The organism is Enterococcus sp. AMC2644, assembly GCF_058216475.1.
Map to the genome: position 1 here is coordinate 2,181,508 of NZ_CM177095.1, position 17,759 is coordinate 2,199,266.

A 17,759-nucleotide genomic window follows, 5' to 3' on the forward strand; every position below is an offset into this window, starting at 1 on the left:
CATGTATCCTTCGAGTATGAAGGAGGAGATATCATTGGAAAAATACCATGTCATTACAGGTGCTAGTTCGGGAATCGGTGCTGCTATAGCAATGGCTTTTGCTCAAAGAGGGAAACATGTCATTTTGATTGCACGTCGCCAAGAAAAATTAAATGATCTCAAACAACAGATTCAACAACAATACCCAGCAGTGGAGGTAATCATACAACCATTTGATTTAACTCGGATGTCACAACTCGAAGATCTGTTTCAGCAATTAACACGCTACAACATAGAAACTTGGATTAATAATGCAGGTTTTGGTTATTATACAAAAATTGAGGAACAGTCAGTTGTTCACACAACTAAGTTGCTCCGGCTAAATATTGAAGCACTCACGATTCTCTCTCTACTGTATGTACAAAAATACCACGATCAACCCAATACACAACTGATTAATATTTCATCGGCGGGTGGTTATACGATGGTTCCTAAAGCAGTCACTTATTGTGCATCAAAATTTTATGTGAGTGCTTTTACAGAAGGATTGGCCTTAGAATTACGAGGATTAGGTTCACCCTTGCAAGTCAAAGTATTAGCTCCTGCCGCAACTAAAACGGAATTTGGAAGAGTGGCTAATAACGTCGCTACTTATGACTATGACCAAGCATTTACTCGATATCATGACGCAGACGAGATGGCTCAGTTCTTAATGCAACTCTATGACAGTGACTGTATGGTAGGGTCAATTGACCGAGAAAACTTTACCTTTTTACTAAGCGATCATAAGTTTTCTTATGCAGGTGGAAGTAAAAATAATCAACAGTTAAAATGAGAAAAATAGTGAGAAAAAATTAATTTAGACCTAACCAACCTCCGCTGTTCTTTCATTAATTGCGTGCTATACTTAATTTGTAGTCTAAAAAAAGGAGCGTATGTGATGTTAGAAAAAAAAGATGAACAATTATTGATTGATTTAACTTCTGCTCGTGGTGTACCTGGCAACGAAGAAGAAGTTCGTGAGGTCTTTAAAGCGTATGCCAAAGATTTTGCCGAAGATATTTTTTTTGATGGCTTAGGTAGTGTTATTGCCAAACATTCTGGAAAAGGCGGCGGTCCTAAAGTCTTTATTTCTGGACATATGGATGAAGTTGGTTTTATGGTCACCAAAATTACTGAAAAAGGATTTATTGAGTTTCAAACATTAGGTGGCTGGTGGGGCCAAGTTATGCTCGCACAACAAGTTGAAATTAAAACACAAAGCGGCAAATTAATTCATGGGGTTATTGGTTCAAAACCACCACATGTATTATCAATGGAAGCACGTAAAAAACCATATGATGTGAAAGATATGTTTATTGATATTGGTGCATCAAGTGAAGAAGAAGCGAAGTCTTGGGGAATTCGACCAGGCGACATGATTACACCATATATCGAATACAAACGTATGAATGATAGCAAATTTTTATTAGCCAAAGCGTGGGATAATCGTGTAGGAACGGCTGTTTCTTTACGAGTTCTAGAAAACTTAGCTAATGAAGGGCATCCCAACTGCTTGTTTGCTGGAAGTGATGTGATGGAAGAAGTTGGTTTACGTGGTGCACGTACAAGTACGCATTTAGTTAATCCAGATATTGCGATTGCTCTAGATACTGGTACTGCTGGTGATACACCAGGCATGACACCAAAAGAAGCAGATTCTGTTCTTGGTAAAGGACCACAAGTTTTAATTTTTGATGCTTCGATGGTTCCACATAAAAAACTATTGAATTTTGTTATTAATGTTGCAGAAGAATTAGACATACCTTTCCAATATACCGTGATTGCTGGTGGTGGAACAGATGCAGGGCAAATGCATTTAACAAGAGATGGAATTCCATCGATTGCAATTACTGTCCCAGTGCGTTACCTACATTCACATACATCAATCATTCATGAAGATGACTACTTAAATACTGTAAAATTAGTGACAGAAGTGGTTCGTCGCTTAGATGATAAAAAAGTAAGTGAATTAAGAAGTTATTAGCATAAAAATAGTAGCAACCTTCTAAATGGAGATTGCTACTATTTTTTCGTGTCATGCAACTCTCTATCCGAAAAGAGCGGGTTTGTAGCTGCTAAAAGAGATAGTTATAGGTAGTCAGCATGTGACGAATGAAAAGTTGCGACCTTCTATTAAGGGGACAAGCGTAAAAGCGTATCTTCTTAACGCCAACCAAAAGCGTCAGTGGGAGCATTTAAATAGTCTAACCAATGCTTGTTTTCTAATGCAAAGAGGGATAAAGATAATCCTTCAGTATTATAAGCGGTCAGGTAATTTCCCACTTGTTTATAATCAATTAAAACATCCTCAATTTCTAGTAATTGCTGAACGTCATTCATGAATACATTTAGTTCAAATAACGGTGTTCCACCCAAGCCGTTCACCAACACCGCAACATGCGCTAACTCTTTTTTATTAAATTGCTTAATTAATTTATTGACTAGTTCGATTGCAATTCTTTCCGAAGATTTCATTTTTTCTATACGGTACCCAGGCTCGCCATGAATTCCAATACCAAAATACATTTCATCTTCTGCTAATGTATAGCTAGATTCGTTGGCATGAAAAGTAGCAGCGGATGAAAAAGCAACACCTAGCGTTTTAATTTTAGAAATAATTTCATTCCCCAAAAGTTGAAGCTGTTTTAAATCAAGTCCTTGATTGGCGGCTGCTCCCAGTATTTTATGAACTAATACAGTCCCAGCGACACCACGTCTTCTTTTTTCAAAGCTATGACTTTCAATGGAACAATCATCAGAGACAATCACATGTGCAACTTTGAGCCCTTTTTGATGTGCTAGCTTTTCAGCTTCAAGAAAACTAGCTAAATCTCTTTCAAAATTTTTAATAATCAATAGCGTACCGTTTGGGTTGTATGTTTGCTCAATCGCTTGAAGGATTTCTTTACTAGTTGGTGGAACAAATATTGGCCCCATGACTGCACAATCTAACATATTTTCTCCAATGTAACCAATATGTGCGGGTTCATGACCACTACCACCACCACTAATTAAAGTAACTTTTTCTTCAGTAAGCTTCTTTTTTATAAAGATGCCAGTATCTGGCAAATGTTTTAGGGTATTATTATGTGAAAAAGCAATACCCGATAGAAATTGTTGTTGTACTAGCTTACTCGAATTAATCAATGTTTTCATGTATATCCCTCTTATCTTTTTCTTCTATTCATATTATACGTTGTCTTTTTACTTAAAACAATTATCAAACAGTAACGGACACATTTCCTTATTTGTCCGTTGAATTTGTTTGCAATATCCATTATTGTAAACGTGTACAAAAAAACAGATGGAGGGAATACAGTGAAAAAAATAATTAATCAGCCTCAAAATGTTGTGTCGGAAATGGTAAATGGTTTGGTTCGAGCAAATGAAAAATTAGTAGAAATCGTCCCCGATACTTTTGTAGTCAAACAAAAAAATATACCAAATCAAGTTGCTTTAGTCAGCGGTGGTGGTAGTGGTCATGAACCTGCACATGCTGGATTTGTTGGTGATGGAATGTTACAAGCTGCTGTCTGTGGACAAGTATTTACTTCACCAACACCCGATCAGATTTACGAAGGAATGAAAGCGGTTGAACAAGGTGCCGGTGTTGTTTTAATTGTAAAGAACTACTCTGGTGATATCATGAATTTTGATATGGCAAAAGATTTAGCTGAAATGGAAGGGATTACTGTTGGCACGGTCATTGTTGATGATGATATTGCAGTGGAAAATAGCACATACACTCAAGGTAAGCGTGGTGTTGCTGGGACTGTACTTGTCCATAAAATATTGGGAGCTGCAGCACGTAAAGGGGCTTCAGTAGAAGAATTAGTTGCTCTAGGAAATAAAGTTGTTCAAAATTTGAAGACAATCAGTGTTGGTTTGACTGGTGCGACAGTTCCTGAAGTTGGTAAACCAGGTTTTACCTTAGCAGAAGATGAAATTGAGTTTGGTGTAGGTATTCATGGCGAGCCCGGTTACAAACGTGAAAAAATGAGTACATCTAAAGAGATGGCACAAGGGTTAATTGAAAAATTAAAAAATGATTTACAATGGCAAACTGGTGAGCGTTACGCTATTTTAGTGAATGGTTTAGGTGGAACACCACTGATGGAGCAATATATTTTTTACAATGATGCAGTAGAAATTTTAGAAAATGAAGGTATTGAGATTGTTTATTCCAAAGTAGGGAACTTTATGACATCTCTTGAGATGGCAGGATTGTCACTTACTTTATTAAAATTAGAAGATGACTGGAACACAGAACTAGAAGAGTCTGTTGTAACTCCAGCCTGGTAAGGAGAAAAAAATGTTTACAAAAGAGAATTGTTTAGAAGCAATGCAAAAATTTAGTGAGAAAATTGAAGAAAACAAAGATTACTTAAGTGAGTTAGATACGCCTATTGGAGATGGCGATCATGGAAATAATATGTCACGTGGCATGATGGCAGTTATGGAAAGCTTAAAAGAAAAGCAACCAAATTCAGTTCAAGACGTTTTTAAATTAACAGCAATGGCGTTAATTAGTAAAGTAGGCGGGGCATCAGGCCCATTGTATGGGACAGCTATGCTAGAAATAGCAAAAGCAGCAGCATCTTCGACTGACGTTCTACCATTGTTAGAAGCAGGTTTGGCAGGTATTAAGAAGCGTGGGAATAGTGATCTTGGCGAAAAAACAATGATTGATCTTTGGCAGCCAGCAATTGAAGCGATTAAAGAAGACCAGTTAACAGAAGAACAACTGTCAGTTTTAGTAACTAATACGAAAGAATTAGTAGCAACTAAAGGTCGAGCTTCTTATGTAGGTGAACGTTCAGTAGGACATATTGATCCAGGTGCGATGTCTAGTAAATATCTTTTTGAAGCGTTGATGGAAGCAGGTGTAATTAGTGAGTAAAACAGGAATTTTGGTTATCTCTCATGTGAAAGAAATTGGTGAGGGGATTTACCGTTTAATTCAGGAAGTAGCAAAAGATGTACCAGTAACTGTAGCAGCTGGTTTAGAAGCTGGTGAAGTAGGAACTTCTTTTGAAAGAATCATGGAAGCCATTGATCGTAATGAAGCAGATAGTTTACTTGCATTTTATGATTTAGGAAGCGCTAAAATGAATTTAGAAATGGCAATGGATATCACAGAAAAAGAAGTGGAATTGTTTGATACGGCATTAATAGAAAGCGCTTATACAGCAGCAGCATTACTACAAGTAGATACAGAGTTAGCATTAATTAAGGAACAATTAGCACCTTTAAAAATAAAATAATTATTTGATAGATTGGAGAAAAAAAAGATGAGAAAAGCATTTATTAGTCCAACAAAATATGTTCAAGGTGAAGATGAGTTATTAAATTTAGGGTACTTTGTAAAAACATTTGGAGAAAAAGCATTACTAATTGCGCATAAAGATGATGTAGAACGGGTAAAGGATAAATTGGAAAAGACGGCTGCTACTTTTGGTATCTCATTTGTAGAAAGTGGTTTTCGAGGAGAAGCTTCTCGAATTGAAGTCGCTCGTTTGCAAGCTTTAGCTGCAGAGCATCATTGTGATTGTATTGTAGGTTTAGGTGGCGGAAAAGCGATTGATACATCCAAGTGTGTGGCAGAAGGTCATAACTTAATTATTGTACCAACAATTGTAGCTACTGACGCACCGACAAGTCACTCTGCTGTTTTATATACAGAAGATGGCGAGTTTGATGACTATGCTTACTTTGTACAAAGTCCAAGTGTTGTATTAATTGATACAGTTGTAATTGCTAATGCGCCTACTCGTTTCTTAATCTCTGGTATTGGTGATGCATTGTCCACTTACTTTGAAGCACGAGCTACACGCAATTCTTACTCTCGAGTAAATGCAAGTCTTCCTTGTGGCGCAAGAGAGGGTGTTTGTCCCCCAGCAATTGGAACTAATGCGGCTTTTGCTATGGCGAAATTATGCTATGATACAATTTTGGAAGATGGCTTAAAAGCTAAAGAAGCATCAGATAATAATGTAGTTACTCCAGCCTTAGAGAATGTTATTGAAGCAAATATTCTCTTGTCAGGTTTAGGATTTGAAAGTGCTGGCTTGGCAGCTATTCATGCTATTCATGATGGATTGACTGTTTTACATGATGCACATGGAGCTACGCATGGCGAAAAAGTTGCCTTTAGTACTATTTGTCAGCTTGTATTAGAAAACGCACCAAAAAGTGAATTATATGAAGTGTTAGACTTTGCTGTATCCATTGGCCTTCCTGTTTGCTTAGAGGATTTAGGTGTCAAAACAATTACTGAGGAAGAATTAACAGAAGTAGCAGAAAAATCTTGTATACCTGAAGAGTCTATCCATTCGATGCCGTTTCCAGTAACTGTAGATCAAGTGAAATCAGCGATTATCGTAGCAGACAAAATTGGAGCAGCTTATAAAAATAAATAAAGGAACTACTTAGCGAGCAATCTCTGTGTTGACTAGAATGGCTAATTGCATTTGATGGGCAAAATCGGTTGCTGATAGGGGACAGCCATCAAGAATCCAATTGGTTGTCATTATCATATAAGCATTTGCATAAAAATCTTCTAAAAAGAGTTGTTCTTGCTCGCTAAGTGATTGATTCTGTAGTTTCATTGTAAGTGCTCGATTGATTAAGTGTTTCAGATGTTGCGTGTAGTATTCATGAAAAGAATTTTGTCCTTTGAAGGATAGAATATTACTGTAAAATAGCTGATTTTCTTCAAAATAAATGAATAAATCTTCTAGGATGGTTTGCCAAGTTTCATATTCTAGATTGTCTTCAATTTTTTCAATAGCTTCTTGTTGGAAAATCCAATCGGCTAGTTCATACTTATCTGCAAAATGGTCATAATACGTTTGACGACGCATATTGACTGCTTTCATAATTTTAGAGATAGTAACTTTATCAAATCCAATATCTACTACTAATTTTTTAAAAGCTTTTGCGATTTTCTTTTTTGTAATCAATGATTCCATCATATTTACACCTACATCTGTTTATTATCTATATTATAACAAAAAAAGATTTCGTTTTCATATTGAAAAAAGAATGAAACCAATTATTTCTTTGTAAATAATTGGTTTCATTTTTTAATACATAGTGAGTTGTTTTTCTCTTAAACTACTTTCTGTCTACTGGATAATAATTAGACATGTTTTATCCAAAGTAGAGTCTAACAAATAGCAAAATCAAGTAGCCTTAACCCAATGATAAAATTGTTTTTAAGAGCTACTAGATTATTTATGAATAAATCAGTAAGGTTTTGCGGTGAGTCGTTAGAAGGTAAGCTATTATGACGATTCTTTCGAAAAATAACTTGATTTATTTGCGTGTCATTAGTGGAACGTTTACACTAAGAATAAAAGTAAGGAGGAATTTTTATGAAACTAACAGTTTTAGGTTGCCTTGGCGCATATCCTTATAAAGGTGAAGGTACAACGAGTTTCCTATTGCAATCAGAGGGCTATAATTTATTACTTGATGCAGGAAGTGCGACATTGATTCAATTGGAAAAAGTGCTTAATCCATTAGATTTAGACGCAGTAATTCTTAGCCATTATCATCCAGATCATGTAGCTGATTTAGGGGTACTACAACATTACTGGCAGTTATTCCCCAAAAAAACTGAACGCCCAATTCTACCAATTTACGGTCATGGCGAAGATGCAGAACAATTTGCTCGTTTAACCTTGCCAAATGTCTCTGAAGGGCATGATTATCTAGAAGTAGAACAGTTGAACTTAGGTCCTTTTTCTGTTACATTTATGAAGACGATTCATCCTGTTGTTTGTTACGCAATGCGATTTGTAGAGAATAGTACAGGTAAAATATTTGTATTTACTGGTGACTCTGGTTATTTAGAAAGCTTTGTTGATTTTGCGAAAAATGCCGATTTATTTTTAGCAGATACGTACCTATTTGAAGGCAATGAAAATCATATTGCGCATTTCACTTCTAAAGAAGCTGGAGAAATTTCACGTCAAGCAGGTGTCAAAAAATTAGTTTTAACTCACTTACCTCAATTCGGTGATTTAGAACAACTACGTACCGAAGCAAGTGTAGCAGCACAGCATGAAGTGCCTGTCGAATTAGCAAAAATTGGGAAAACTTTTGAAATTTAGGAGGAACGAAACATGATTTTTGTACCGAATGATTTAAGAGATCCGCGAGTAAACTTAGCGATTGAAACTTTCTTATTACAAGAAATGGCTGTTGATGAGCCGATTTTACTTTTTTATATTAATGAACCTTCAATTATTATTGGCCGTAATCAAAACACGATTGAAGAAATCAACAAAGAATATGTGGATGAAAAAGGAATTCATGTTGTTCGTCGCTTTAGTGGTGGTGGAGCCGTTTATCATGACGAAGGAAATTTGAACTTCAGTTTTATTATGCCGGATGATGGCAACTCATTCCGTGATTTTGAAAAAGTAACAAAGCCAATTATTCAAGCACTGCATGACATGGGTGTTGAAGGGGCACAATTAAAAGGCCGCAATGATTTAGTCATTGATGACATGAAGTTTTCAGGGAATGCAATGTATGCCACTAATGGACGTATGTTTGCGCATGGAACAATCATGTTTGATAGTGATGTAAATGAAGTGGTGAACTCATTGAAAGTTCGTAAAGATAAAATTGAATCAAAAGGTATCAAGTCGATTCGTTCACGCGTAACGAATATCAAACCATTCTTGCCAAAAGAAAATCAAGAAATGACTACAGAAGAGTTTAGTCAAGAAATCTTATTGAAAATCTTTGGTGTGGACTCAGTAGATGAAATCAAAACGTATACCTTAACAGATGATGACTGGAAAAAAGTCAAAGCAATCTCTGAAAAATATTATGCAAATTGGGACTGGAACTATGGAAAATCACCAGCTTTCGATATTGAACGTCGCAAACGATTCCCGATTGGTTCAATTGAAGTCCGTTTAAATGTTGTAGAAGGTAAAATTACCGATGCAAAAATCTACGGTGATTTCTTCGGCTTAGGGGAAGTAAAAGATGTAGAAGATGCTTTGGTAGGGACAAAATACGAAAAGAATGCCTTAAAAGAAGTCGTAGATGCTATTGATGTGAAAAAATATTTTGGAAATATTGAAACAAACGATTTATTTGAATTAATTTATTAATGTTGGAAATCTGCAAAAACAAATTGTTATTGCAGATTTTTTCTATAGGAGGGAACTTCAATGGTAAAAATCAATCAACAATCTGTTTTTCCAATTGGTTTAGGAACTTGGCATATGGGAGATAATCCTCAAAAGAGAGCCCAAGAAATTCAAGCGTTACGCACCGGGATAGAACATGGTGCGACAGTGATTGATACTGCTGAGATGTACGGTGAAGGAAATGCGGAACGTTTAGTTGGGGAAGCAATTCGACCTTATCATCGTGAAAATCTATATTTAATTTCGAAAGTGTACCCATGGAATGCTTCTTTTGAACAACTACCGATTAGTTTAGAAAATAGTTTACAACGCTTAGAGACAGATTATCTAGATATGTACTTATTACATTGGCGGGGGAATATTCCCTTATCTGAAACTGTTGAAGCGTTGGAGCAAGCAAAACAAAGTGGAAAAATTCGTGCATGGGGTGTTTCTAATTTTGATGTAGCAGATATGCAAGAGTTAATGAATGTAGCCAATGGACAAAACTGTCAAACAAATCAAGTTTTATATAATTTGAGTGAGCGTGGAATTGAATTTGACTTAGTTCCTTATATGCACCAACAGCAATTACCATTGATTGCTTATTCACCAATTGCCCAAGGGGATAGTTTGGGGGCGCAATTAACAAAACAACCTATTTTGCAAGAAATTGCTCGTCAACATCAAGCAGATATTTTTCAAATTCTCTTGGCCTGGTGTATTCGTAATGGACAAACGCTAGTCATCCCTCAGTCCAGTAGTGCAGCCCATACGATTAGTAATATTCAAGCAGGGCATCTTCAATTAACTGAGGAAGAATTGGCATTAATTGATGCGTTGTATCCAGCGCCAACAAATAAACAGCCTTTAGCTATATTATAAGAAAGACCTTTCAACCGTCTCATGAAGATGGTTTGAAAGGTTTTTTTATGGGAAAAAATTTTTTTCAGAGAGTTAAGCTAACTTTAAGCTAAGCGATATATAGTAAATACAGTACTAAAAACGAAGACATTACAGAAATAGGAGGGAATCATGATGAAGGCAAAGAAACGTTCTGCTTTGAAATTAATCTTTGTAACAGCCCTCGCGTTTTCGACTATGGGCTTACTCGCAACAACGAAAATGATGCGTCATAATTTATAGAAGATAAGGAGAAACGAGTATGAATAAACGTAAAAAAGGATTAACCGCAGCTACCTTAGCACTGGCAGTAACGGTGATTGCCGCTTGCAGTCAAACAGAAAGTAGTCAAGCAGAGACTGCGGCATTAGAAACAAATACCAGTGTCGTAGCTACAACAGCAACCTCTACTGCAACAACAGAAACACTCGTACAAACTGAAACAAGTGACAATACTGATGTCGATTGGGATGCTTTGGACACGACGGAAGTTGACTTAAGTGATGAAGGATTAAACATTACCGAAGCTGGTACGTATATTTTAAGTGGTGAAACAACTGGTCAAGTGACCGTTAATACAGAAGGCAATGTACGAATTATTTTAAGCAATGCAACCATTACAAGCAGCGAAGGCGCAGCTATCTCAATTGAAAATGCAGAAAAAACAGTTTTAGAATTAGCAGATGGAACAACCAATACAGTTGAAGATGCTGCGACACGTAGTGATGAAGAAATTGATGGAGCAATCTACTCATCAGACGATTTGATAATTACTGGTCAAGGAACATTGAACGTAACAGCTAATTTTGAAGACGGAATTGTAGGTAAAGATGACTTATGGATTGAATCGGGCACGATGAATGTTACGAGCGTAGATGGTGGCATTCGAGGCAAAGATTCCTTAAACATTTCTGGAGGAGCCTTGACTATTGATGCAGGTGGCGATGGTATTAAATCAAGTAATGACACAGATTTAGGAAAAGGTCAGTTAACCATTAGTGGTGGTGAAATCACCATTAATTCAGGCGATGATGCGGTTAAAGCAGAACAAAATATCTGGATTACAGGCGGAACTTTAGATGTTGAAACTAGTGTAGAAGCTATTGAAGCACCTGTGATTGTTATTGATGATGGGGAAGTGACGCTCTACGCAACAGATGATGGCATCAACGCTTCTGCTTCTGAGATTATCACAACTGATTTAAGTTTAACTATTAATGGTGGTAATGTGACGGTAGAAGTTGGCCCGGGAGATACGGATGCGTTAGACAGTAATGGCGATTTGACCATTGCTGGCGGTGTGGTGACTTTAACTGCCCAATCTGCGGTCGACTATGATGGTATAGGTAGCTTTACTGGAGGAACCTTAATTGTGAATGGTGAAACGTTAACAGATTTACCAGCAGGTGGCATGATGGGTGGCCCTGGAGGAAATATGGGTGGCGGACCTGGCGGCAATGGCAATCCGTAATCTAAAAAGAAATTGGAAAACCTATAGATAGTCTTAATGAATAAAAATAGCGAGTCAAATTCTTTTTCAAGAGGTTGACTTGTTATTTTTTTGGGTTTGTTCGGTTTTTAGTGTGGATAACGACGACTTAAGTTCATAAGGATTATTGGAAGCTTATTTTTATTATCAAAAGAGACAAATGATTTAGAGCTGACTAAATAATCGGCTATGTCTTTATTTTTAGTGTAGTCAATGGAAACGTCATAATCTTTAGAGAAAACCTCTTTCAAAGGATTGTTATTCTAACCAATGGCTAAGAAAACATTAAACTGTTATTGATTCTAGTACTGACAGTTAATACGAAATATCTTTTCTTCATGAATAGCTCTTCTTCAATTAATAATAAAATAATCCACTTTGTTTTGGGAGTCGTTTCATTACTGATTTAAATAGTAGCACATGAAGAGCAATTAGCTGCTAATGATTACATTTTAGCTACATAAAATAGTGTTCTGTGGATGGCATCAAAATAAAAGCATGAAAACCCCATCCGCTGATCCAGTTTTTTACCATAAAAATTAATCTGTCATACTAGATTTTTTTCTGGTATTTTTTAGAAAAAATAGTATAATTAAGCTTATTAATTATTTCAATAAGCTTAAAAAGAAAGGGAAGAGAATGAGTCCACAATTAGCTAAGGAAAATTTTTTTGTTGTAGTTTTAAATCAAATAAAAAATGAAAAAGCTCAAACAAAAGCTGAAGCACAATTACAGCAGCTACTTTTAGAAATTGGTGAAGAATTACTACAAGAAGGAACACTCAATGAACTCTTAGTCGAAAAAACAAATCAAGTGTTACAAAAGCGCCACTACTTTGATTTATGTGTGCAGTTAGCTGCAGGTGAGTTAGTCGTTACTTCGCAATTTTCACCTTCTTTAAGTAAGTTTGATCGCAACTATATTGAAGCTATCGTGAGTGTTTTAGAGGCACTGGAGCAAGGGGCAATTGAAATTAAACGTTGTGAGCAATGCAACGATTGGTTTCTGCCTTATAAGCGAGCGAAAGTTTCTAAATTTTGTAGTAAAAAATGTCGCAACCGTACCAATTACCTCATCAATAAGGAGAAAATCAATGACCATTATTAAATCAGAACGTGAAATAGAATTAATGCGTAAAGCTGGAAAAATTGTTGCCGAATGTCATCAATTAGTTAGTGAGGTTATACGTCCTGGAATAACCACTTTAGAAATTGATAAATTAGTTGAAAAAACAATTCGTGAGAAGGGAGCAATTCCTAGCTTTATCAATCATCATGACTTCTCCTATTCGATTTGTTCTGCACCAAATGACGTTATTTGTCACGGATTTCCAGATAATCAAGCATTAAAAGATGGCGATGTGATTACGATTGATATTGGTGCTTGTTATCAAGGCTATCATGGTGATTCTGGCTGGACATATGCAGTGGGAACGGTGAGTGAAGAAATTCAAACAATGATGAAACATTGTGAAAAAAGTCTCTACTTAGGTATTCAAGAAGCGTTAGCAGGACAACGGGTTGGGGATATTGGTTCTGTTATTGATAGTTACGCAAGAGAACACAATTATGGCAATGTTTATGATTTTACGGGTCATGGTGTTGGACGAGAGATTTGGGAAGAACCCACTATACCGCATTATGGCATTCGGAATAAAGGGGCTCGCTTGAAAAAAGGCATGGTAATTGCCATCGAACCGATGTTTACTTTAGGTAAAACGGCAAATTATACTGAAGAAGATGGTTGGACCGTTCGAACAGTAGACCATTCGATTTGTGTACAATATGAACATACAATTGCTATTACAGAAAATGGACCAGAAATTCTGACAAAATTATAAAAAAGAAGCAAAATCAAAACTGATTTTGCTTCCTTTTTATTAATAAGCTCGAGCAATCCACACTGTGTGTTTTGCAGGTTTGCCACTTATAATATCAACTGTTTTTTCCATAGGTACTTCAAATGGAATATTACGTGTTGTAAAACCTGTTTCTTCTTTGATTTTTGCTTCTGTTTCTTCTGTTCCATCCCAACCGATTAGGACAAAGCCAGTTACTTTATCTTCTGCTTTGCATTTTTCAATGTGTGCTTTTAAGTCATCTAATGTTTCAATATCATAATGCTCATTTTCTTTATTACGTGCACGAGCGGCTTCTAATAAACGTTTTGGCATAATCGCTAATTGTTCTTTCACATAATCTGTTAAATCTTCAAAGCTGATTTTTTCTTTATCTGAAAGATCACGAATTTTGACCATTACATGACCATTTTCTAAATCACGAGGACCACATTCGATACGGATACAAGCGCCTTTTAATTCCCATTCGTTGAATTTATAACCTGGTGAATTATCGCTGTCATCTAAACGCACGCGGAAACCTTCTGCTTTAAATGTTGCAAAAATTTCGTCTAGTTTTTCCATGATTGCTGGATTTTTCTTCCAAGGGCCAACTGGCATTAACACAATTTGTGTTGGCGCAATCGTTGATGGGAAAACTAAGCCATTTTCATCACCATGAGTCATGATTAATGAGCCTAACAAACGTGTTGAAACACCCCATGAAGTCGTGTGGGCGTGAACGTGTTTATTTTCTTTATTTAAATAAGTAATATCAAAAGCCTCAGCGAACTTAGTTCCCATATAATGAGAAGTACCTGCTTGAACTGCTTTTCCATCTTTCATCATTGCTTCAATTGAATAAGTTTCTTCTGCGCCTGCGAAACGTTCAGAAGGTGTTTTTTCGCCTTTATATACAGGAATTGCTAGAAATTCTTCACATAAACGAGCGTATTCATCTAAAATGCGTAAGGTACGTTTGCGAGCATCTTCTGCATCCACATGGGCGGTATGTCCTTCTTGCCATAAAAATTCAGAAGTACGTAAAAATGGTAAAGTTTTCTTTTCCCAGCGGAAGACGTTAGCCCATTGATTAATTTCGTAAGGTAAATCACGATAAGAATTAATCCAATCAGAAAAAGCAGTCCCAATCATTGTTTCAGAAGTTGGACGTAATGCTAAAGGCTCTTCTAATTTTTCGTCACCAACTTCAGTAACCCATGGAAGTTCTGGAGCGAATCCTTCAATATGATCGGCTTCTTTCATAAAAAAGCTTTTTGGGATTAACATAGGAAAATAGGCATTGCGAATTCCTTCGCTACGTAAAAACTTATTGAATTCTTCTTGAATATGTTCCCATAATTCAAAACCGTCTGGACGGAAGATGATTGATCCTCTAACAGGTGAATAAGACATTAGTTCTGCTTGTTGAACGGTTTGTAAATACCATTCTGTAAAGTCATTTTTTTGTTCTGGCATTTTATTTCCTCCTATTGTTTAAATGTACGATTGTTTTGGTTAAGCGCATTTTTTATAATGGGCAAAGATTTTGGTCCCACACCATGGATAGCTAATACTTGTTTTTCAGTTAAGTTAGCTAATTTATCAAAGCTATTGATTTTTTCGTGTAAAAGTGCGTTTCGTGCCGGATTAGAAAGTTTTTGCAGAAATTCTTCGTAAGTCATTTACTAACCACCTTTAATTTTTTGCAATAAAAAAAGCATTCTCATCCCTAGAAAAAGGACGAAATGCTGAAAATTCGCGGTACCACCTTCATTGAATAGAATGAATCTATCCCACTTGTAACGAAGATAAGGGTTCTAGCCCGATTGTTTTCACAATCATTTCCATTGGTAGGTTCGCAAAAATAGGGGTATCGAGGTTCCAGCCTTGCCCCGACTCTCTAAAACATATTTTTGTTATTAATCCAAATCCTGTCTATAGACTAATAGGAATTGCCAAAAAAAGCAAGTAGAAGTTTTTGATGAGAAAAGATTGCAGGTTGTCTCTGAAATTCGTATAATGAAAAACAGTGAATAAGTAGGAGTGTAAAACATGAGAAACGAAATGATGCATCGACCAGTTGTGAAACCTGAACTTGTTGAATTTTTGCGTAATGAACAAAAACAATTGTCGGGTCAATTAGGTCAAATTGAAAAAGAAGCGAATGAAAATGAAGTGCCTATTATCCCGCATGAAACAGTGGTATTCATGCAATTTTTATTAGGTCAAATTCGACCTAAACAAGTGTTGGAAATCGGTACAGCACTTGGTTTTTCTTCCAGTCTAATGGCACAATATGTTGGAGAAGACGGACATGTCACAACGATTGATCGTTTTGATGTCATGATTCGTAAAGCGAAAAAAACTTACGAGCGTCTGGGATTGCAAGATAAAGTAACGCTACTAGAAGGTCAAGCGGCAGATATCTTGCCTGAGTTAACTGGCCAATATGATTTTATTTTTATGGATAGTGCCAAATCAAAATATATTGAATTTTTACCAGAATGTTTACGTTTGCTGAAAAAAGGTGGCGTATTGATGGTAGATGATGTTTTTCAAGGAGGGACAGTCTTAGATCCAATTGAAGAAATTCCTCGCAATCGTCGTACGATTCATCGTAAACTAAAACGATTTTTAGAGGTCATTACTACGCATCCAGATTTAACGACTAGCTTAGTACCGTTGGGAGACGGAATTGCATTAATTACCAAGGAAGCTGATGAAGTTGTGATTGAGTCTGTAGAATAAGCTGTTTTTTTAAGGTGTCTTTTTTGACACCTTAAAAAACAATAGAAAAACAATTGACATTTGTAGGGAATTTCCATATAATAATTTTTGTTGCTAAAACATCTGTCATAGTAGCTCAGCTGGATAGAGCATCCGCCTTCTAAGCGGACGGTCGGGGGTTCGAATCCCTCCTGTGACGCTAATCAAGCCTTAGAAACGTTGGTTTCTAAGGCTTTTTTTATGTGTCTTGAAAACCCCTGGCTATGCCGGGGGTTCTAAAGAGCTTCTAGCGAGGTATTAAAAAAGCCTCCCAAAGATGATAAGATGAAATTGGTTTCCCGACCACCACATCAATCAACTTAGGAGGTGCCTTCTATGAAAAAGGCTAATGAAAGTTTATCACACACTACATGGAAATGTAAGTACCATATTGTATTTGCACCAAAGTACAGACGACAAATTATTTATGGGAAATATAAGAAAAGTATTGGAGAAATCATCCGCACGTTATGTGAGAGAAAAGGTGTGGAAATTATCGAAGCGAATGCCTGTAGAGACCATATTCACCTACTCGTAAGTATTCCACCGAAATATAGCGTATCAGGATTTGTGGGATATCTAAAAGGAAAGAGTAGCTTAATGATTTTCGATAGACATGCGAATCTGAAATATCGATACGGTAATCGAAAGTTTTGGTGTAGAGGCTATTATGTTGATACGGTAGGACGAAATAAAAAACAGATAGAAGAATATATTCGAAATCAAGTACAAGAGGATTATGCAGCAGATCAATTAACGTTGTTTGAAGAGTATGATCCATTCACGGGAAAGCAAAATAAGAAGAAGTAAAAGAGATTCATTAAGAATCGGTGAGTAAAAGTGGTGCAAGCGGGAAACCCTTCAGAAAGCCTTTTAGGCTGTGGCCGGTAAAAGAGGCTTTCAGCCGAAGAACAAACCTCCAGTTCACACTGGAGGTTTTGATTTATATTTTGTGCCAAATAGGTCTTAACTATTCGTAGATACTTTCTAAAACAGCTGATACTTTAGGTTTTAATTTTTGTTTCATTTCATCAAGGATATGTGAGTACACTTCCTGAGTAATTGAAACATCTTTGTGTCCTAAGTGAGAAGAAATATACATAATATCTATCCCTTGATATAAGAGGACAGATGCATTTGTGTGCCTAAGACCATGAAAAGTAAACAATGACAAGCTAAGCCAACTAAACAGTCTAACGGCTTTAGAAAACAACCTATACACAAAGAACCTTCTCCAGATTGGGTTAATAATCCTCCAGAGGAAATGGGAGATCCTTAAATGCTATCGGCAGTACAGAAGAGACAGCAAGGATACGCAATAAAACAACAAGCAGAAAGAGAGGCTAGAGAAAATGACGAAAATGGAAACATTGATTAAAAGCGCAAGGTACTACGAAAAATTAACACGTCAATACAACCCTGTTTTAGCAAGGTTCCATAAAAGTGACATACCTAATAGAATTCGCTTATTGATTTACAGGGTTTATATTAATAACATAATAATTTTACAAAAGATTAAACGGTTTTTATAGGTTACTCACAATTAATCTATAAAAAGAGAGGAGTGCATCCTTTCATCGTTAGGTTT

The 17,759-nt window shown here is 36.3% G+C and carries 19 protein-coding genes and 1 tRNA gene; 15 read left to right on the forward strand and 5 right to left on the reverse strand.

From position 1 onward, the window contains the following. Positions 1-34 precede the first annotated feature (34 nt). Positions 35-814 (forward strand): SDR family NAD(P)-dependent oxidoreductase, encoded by a 780-nt coding sequence (locus tag AC4BC5_RS10540; RefSeq protein ID WP_490495349.1) that lies wholly within the window; start codon positions 35-37, stop codon positions 812-814. A 105-nt stretch (positions 815-919) separates the two neighbouring features. Beyond that, positions 920-2,005: a M42 family metallopeptidase gene (locus AC4BC5_RS10545; protein WP_490495350.1), complete on the forward strand. Its 1,086-nt coding sequence runs from the start codon at positions 920-922 to the stop codon at positions 2,003-2,005. A 179-nt stretch (positions 2,006-2,184) separates the two neighbouring features. On the opposite strand, the gene AC4BC5_RS10550 is transcribed toward AC4BC5_RS10545, so the two are convergent. After that, a complete protein-coding gene (locus AC4BC5_RS10550) occupies positions 2,185-3,177 on the reverse strand; it encodes a dihydroxyacetone kinase subunit DhaK (protein WP_490495351.1) in 993 nt (330 codons plus the stop codon). A gap of 162 nt (positions 3,178-3,339) precedes the next feature. Here AC4BC5_RS10550 and dhaK point away from each other — a divergent pair, with 162 nt between their 5' ends. From dhaK to AC4BC5_RS10570, 4 genes are read left to right on the forward strand one after another with little or no spacing between them, the layout of a single operon-like run. Further along, positions 3,340-4,323: a dihydroxyacetone kinase subunit DhaK gene (gene dhaK / locus AC4BC5_RS10555; RefSeq protein WP_490495352.1), complete on the forward strand. Its 984-nt coding sequence runs from the start codon at positions 3,340-3,342 to the stop codon at positions 4,321-4,323. A gap of 10 nt (positions 4,324-4,333) precedes the next feature. After that, positions 4,334-4,921 carry a dihydroxyacetone kinase subunit DhaL gene (dhaL, locus tag AC4BC5_RS10560; protein ID WP_490495353.1) on the forward strand — a complete coding sequence of 196 codons (588 nt, stop codon included), beginning with the start codon at positions 4,334-4,336 and terminating at the stop codon, positions 4,919-4,921. Further along, on the forward strand, positions 4,914-5,285 hold the full coding sequence (gene dhaM, locus AC4BC5_RS10565; protein WP_490495354.1) for a dihydroxyacetone kinase phosphoryl donor subunit DhaM: 372 nt from the start codon (positions 4,914-4,916) through the stop codon (positions 5,283-5,285). The genes dhaL and dhaM overlap by 8 nt, the downstream gene beginning before the upstream one ends. A gap of 27 nt (positions 5,286-5,312) precedes the next feature. Next, positions 5,313-6,440: a glycerol dehydrogenase gene (locus AC4BC5_RS10570; RefSeq protein ID WP_490495355.1), complete on the forward strand. Its 1,128-nt coding sequence runs from the start codon at positions 5,313-5,315 to the stop codon at positions 6,438-6,440. 9 nt (positions 6,441-6,449) lie between these two features. On the opposite strand, the gene dhaS is transcribed toward AC4BC5_RS10570, so the two are convergent. Next, positions 6,450-6,995, reverse strand: coding sequence for a dihydroxyacetone kinase transcriptional activator DhaS (gene dhaS / locus AC4BC5_RS10575; protein ID WP_490495356.1), 546 nt, complete (start codon positions 6,993-6,995; stop codon positions 6,450-6,452). A 402-nt stretch (positions 6,996-7,397) separates the two neighbouring features. Here dhaS and AC4BC5_RS10580 point away from each other — a divergent pair, with 402 nt between their 5' ends. The 6 genes from AC4BC5_RS10580 (at position 7,398) to map (ending at position 13,405) form a co-directional block, all read left to right on the forward strand. After that, positions 7,398-8,138 (forward strand): MBL fold metallo-hydrolase, encoded by a 741-nt coding sequence (locus AC4BC5_RS10580; RefSeq protein WP_490495357.1) that lies wholly within the window; start codon positions 7,398-7,400, stop codon positions 8,136-8,138. Between the two features lie 12 nt (positions 8,139-8,150). Then, a complete protein-coding gene (lplA, locus tag AC4BC5_RS10585; protein ID WP_490495358.1) occupies positions 8,151-9,155 on the forward strand; it encodes a lipoate--protein ligase in 1,005 nt (334 codons plus the stop codon). Between the two features lie 60 nt (positions 9,156-9,215). Further along, on the forward strand, positions 9,216-10,058 hold the full coding sequence (locus tag AC4BC5_RS10590) for an aldo/keto reductase (protein WP_490495359.1): 843 nt from the start codon (positions 9,216-9,218) through the stop codon (positions 10,056-10,058). 280 nt (positions 10,059-10,338) lie between these two features. Beyond that, positions 10,339-11,547, forward strand: a complete 1,209-nt coding sequence (locus AC4BC5_RS10595) for a carbohydrate-binding domain-containing protein (RefSeq protein ID WP_490495360.1) — start codon at positions 10,339-10,341, stop codon at positions 11,545-11,547. Between the two features lie 657 nt (positions 11,548-12,204). Beyond that, positions 12,205-12,672: a hypothetical protein gene (locus AC4BC5_RS10600; protein WP_490495361.1), complete on the forward strand. Its 468-nt coding sequence runs from the start codon at positions 12,205-12,207 to the stop codon at positions 12,670-12,672. Further along, entirely contained in the window at positions 12,659-13,405 is a 747-nt protein-coding gene (map, locus tag AC4BC5_RS10605; RefSeq protein ID WP_490495362.1) for a type I methionyl aminopeptidase, read from the forward strand. The genes AC4BC5_RS10600 and map overlap by 14 nt, the downstream gene beginning before the upstream one ends. Before the next feature lie 39 nt (positions 13,406-13,444). Here map and proS read toward each other — a convergent pair whose 3' ends face one another. Beyond that, entirely contained in the window at positions 13,445-14,881 is a 1,437-nt protein-coding gene (proS, locus tag AC4BC5_RS10610; protein ID WP_490495363.1) for a proline--tRNA ligase, read from the reverse strand. An 11-nt stretch (positions 14,882-14,892) separates the two neighbouring features. After that, the gene (locus tag AC4BC5_RS10615; RefSeq protein WP_490495364.1) at positions 14,893-15,087 is read right to left on the reverse strand and encodes a DNA-directed RNA polymerase subunit alpha C-terminal domain-containing protein; all 195 of its coding nucleotides are present in this window, start codon (positions 15,085-15,087) and stop codon (positions 14,893-14,895) included. A 370-nt stretch (positions 15,088-15,457) separates the two neighbouring features. Between AC4BC5_RS10615 and AC4BC5_RS10620 the strand changes: the two genes are divergently transcribed. The 3 genes from AC4BC5_RS10620 (at position 15,458) to tnpA (ending at position 16,981) form a co-directional block, all read left to right on the forward strand. Next, positions 15,458-16,153 (forward strand): O-methyltransferase, encoded by a 696-nt coding sequence (locus AC4BC5_RS10620; RefSeq protein ID WP_490495365.1) that lies wholly within the window; start codon positions 15,458-15,460, stop codon positions 16,151-16,153. Between the two features lie 104 nt (positions 16,154-16,257). Continuing rightward, positions 16,258-16,331 (forward strand) — tRNA-Arg (locus AC4BC5_RS10625). A 176-nt stretch (positions 16,332-16,507) separates the two neighbouring features. Further along, positions 16,508-16,981 carry an IS200/IS605 family transposase gene (gene tnpA, locus AC4BC5_RS10630; RefSeq protein WP_490495366.1) on the forward strand — a complete coding sequence of 158 codons (474 nt, stop codon included), beginning with the start codon at positions 16,508-16,510 and terminating at the stop codon, positions 16,979-16,981. Positions 16,982-17,141: 160 nt separating this feature from the next. Here tnpA and AC4BC5_RS10635 read toward each other — a convergent pair whose 3' ends face one another. After that, positions 17,142-17,393, reverse strand: coding sequence for a tyrosine-type recombinase/integrase (locus AC4BC5_RS10635; protein WP_490495367.1), 252 nt, complete (start codon positions 17,391-17,393; stop codon positions 17,142-17,144). Positions 17,394-17,759 lie beyond the last annotated feature (366 nt).

Excerpts from the sequence above, each read along its gene's own strand:
- dhaS (WP_490495356.1), bottom strand. The coding sequence starts at position 6,995 with ATGATGGAATCATTGATTACAAAAAAGAAAATCGCAAAAGCTTTTAAA.
- AC4BC5_RS10550 (WP_490495351.1), bottom strand. The coding sequence starts at position 3,177 with ATGAAAACATTGATTAATTCGAGTAAGCTAGTACAACAACAATTTCTA.
- AC4BC5_RS10570 (WP_490495355.1), top strand. The coding sequence starts at position 5,313 with ATGAGAAAAGCATTTATTAGTCCAACAAAATATGTTCAAGGTGAAGAT.
- AC4BC5_RS10590 (WP_490495359.1), top strand. The coding sequence starts at position 9,216 with ATGGTAAAAATCAATCAACAATCTGTTTTTCCAATTGGTTTAGGAACT.
- AC4BC5_RS10615 (WP_490495364.1), bottom strand. The coding sequence starts at position 15,087 with ATGACTTACGAAGAATTTCTGCAAAAACTTTCTAATCCGGCACGAAAC.
- AC4BC5_RS10620 (WP_490495365.1), top strand. The coding sequence starts at position 15,458 with ATGAGAAACGAAATGATGCATCGACCAGTTGTGAAACCTGAACTTGTT.
- AC4BC5_RS10600 (WP_490495361.1), top strand. The coding sequence starts at position 12,205 with ATGAGTCCACAATTAGCTAAGGAAAATTTTTTTGTTGTAGTTTTAAAT.
- AC4BC5_RS10580 (WP_490495357.1), top strand. The coding sequence starts at position 7,398 with ATGAAACTAACAGTTTTAGGTTGCCTTGGCGCATATCCTTATAAAGGT.
- dhaL (WP_490495353.1), top strand. The coding sequence starts at position 4,334 with ATGTTTACAAAAGAGAATTGTTTAGAAGCAATGCAAAAATTTAGTGAG.
- AC4BC5_RS10545 (WP_490495350.1), top strand. The coding sequence starts at position 920 with ATGTTAGAAAAAAAAGATGAACAATTATTGATTGATTTAACTTCTGCT.
- map (WP_490495362.1), top strand. The coding sequence starts at position 12,659 with ATGACCATTATTAAATCAGAACGTGAAATAGAATTAATGCGTAAAGCT.
- AC4BC5_RS10595 (WP_490495360.1), top strand. The coding sequence starts at position 10,339 with ATGAATAAACGTAAAAAAGGATTAACCGCAGCTACCTTAGCACTGGCA.
- tnpA (WP_490495366.1), top strand. The coding sequence starts at position 16,508 with ATGAAAAAGGCTAATGAAAGTTTATCACACACTACATGGAAATGTAAG.
- proS (WP_490495363.1), bottom strand. The coding sequence starts at position 14,881 with ATGCCAGAACAAAAAAATGACTTTACAGAATGGTATTTACAAACCGTT.
- lplA (WP_490495358.1), top strand. The coding sequence starts at position 8,151 with ATGATTTTTGTACCGAATGATTTAAGAGATCCGCGAGTAAACTTAGCG.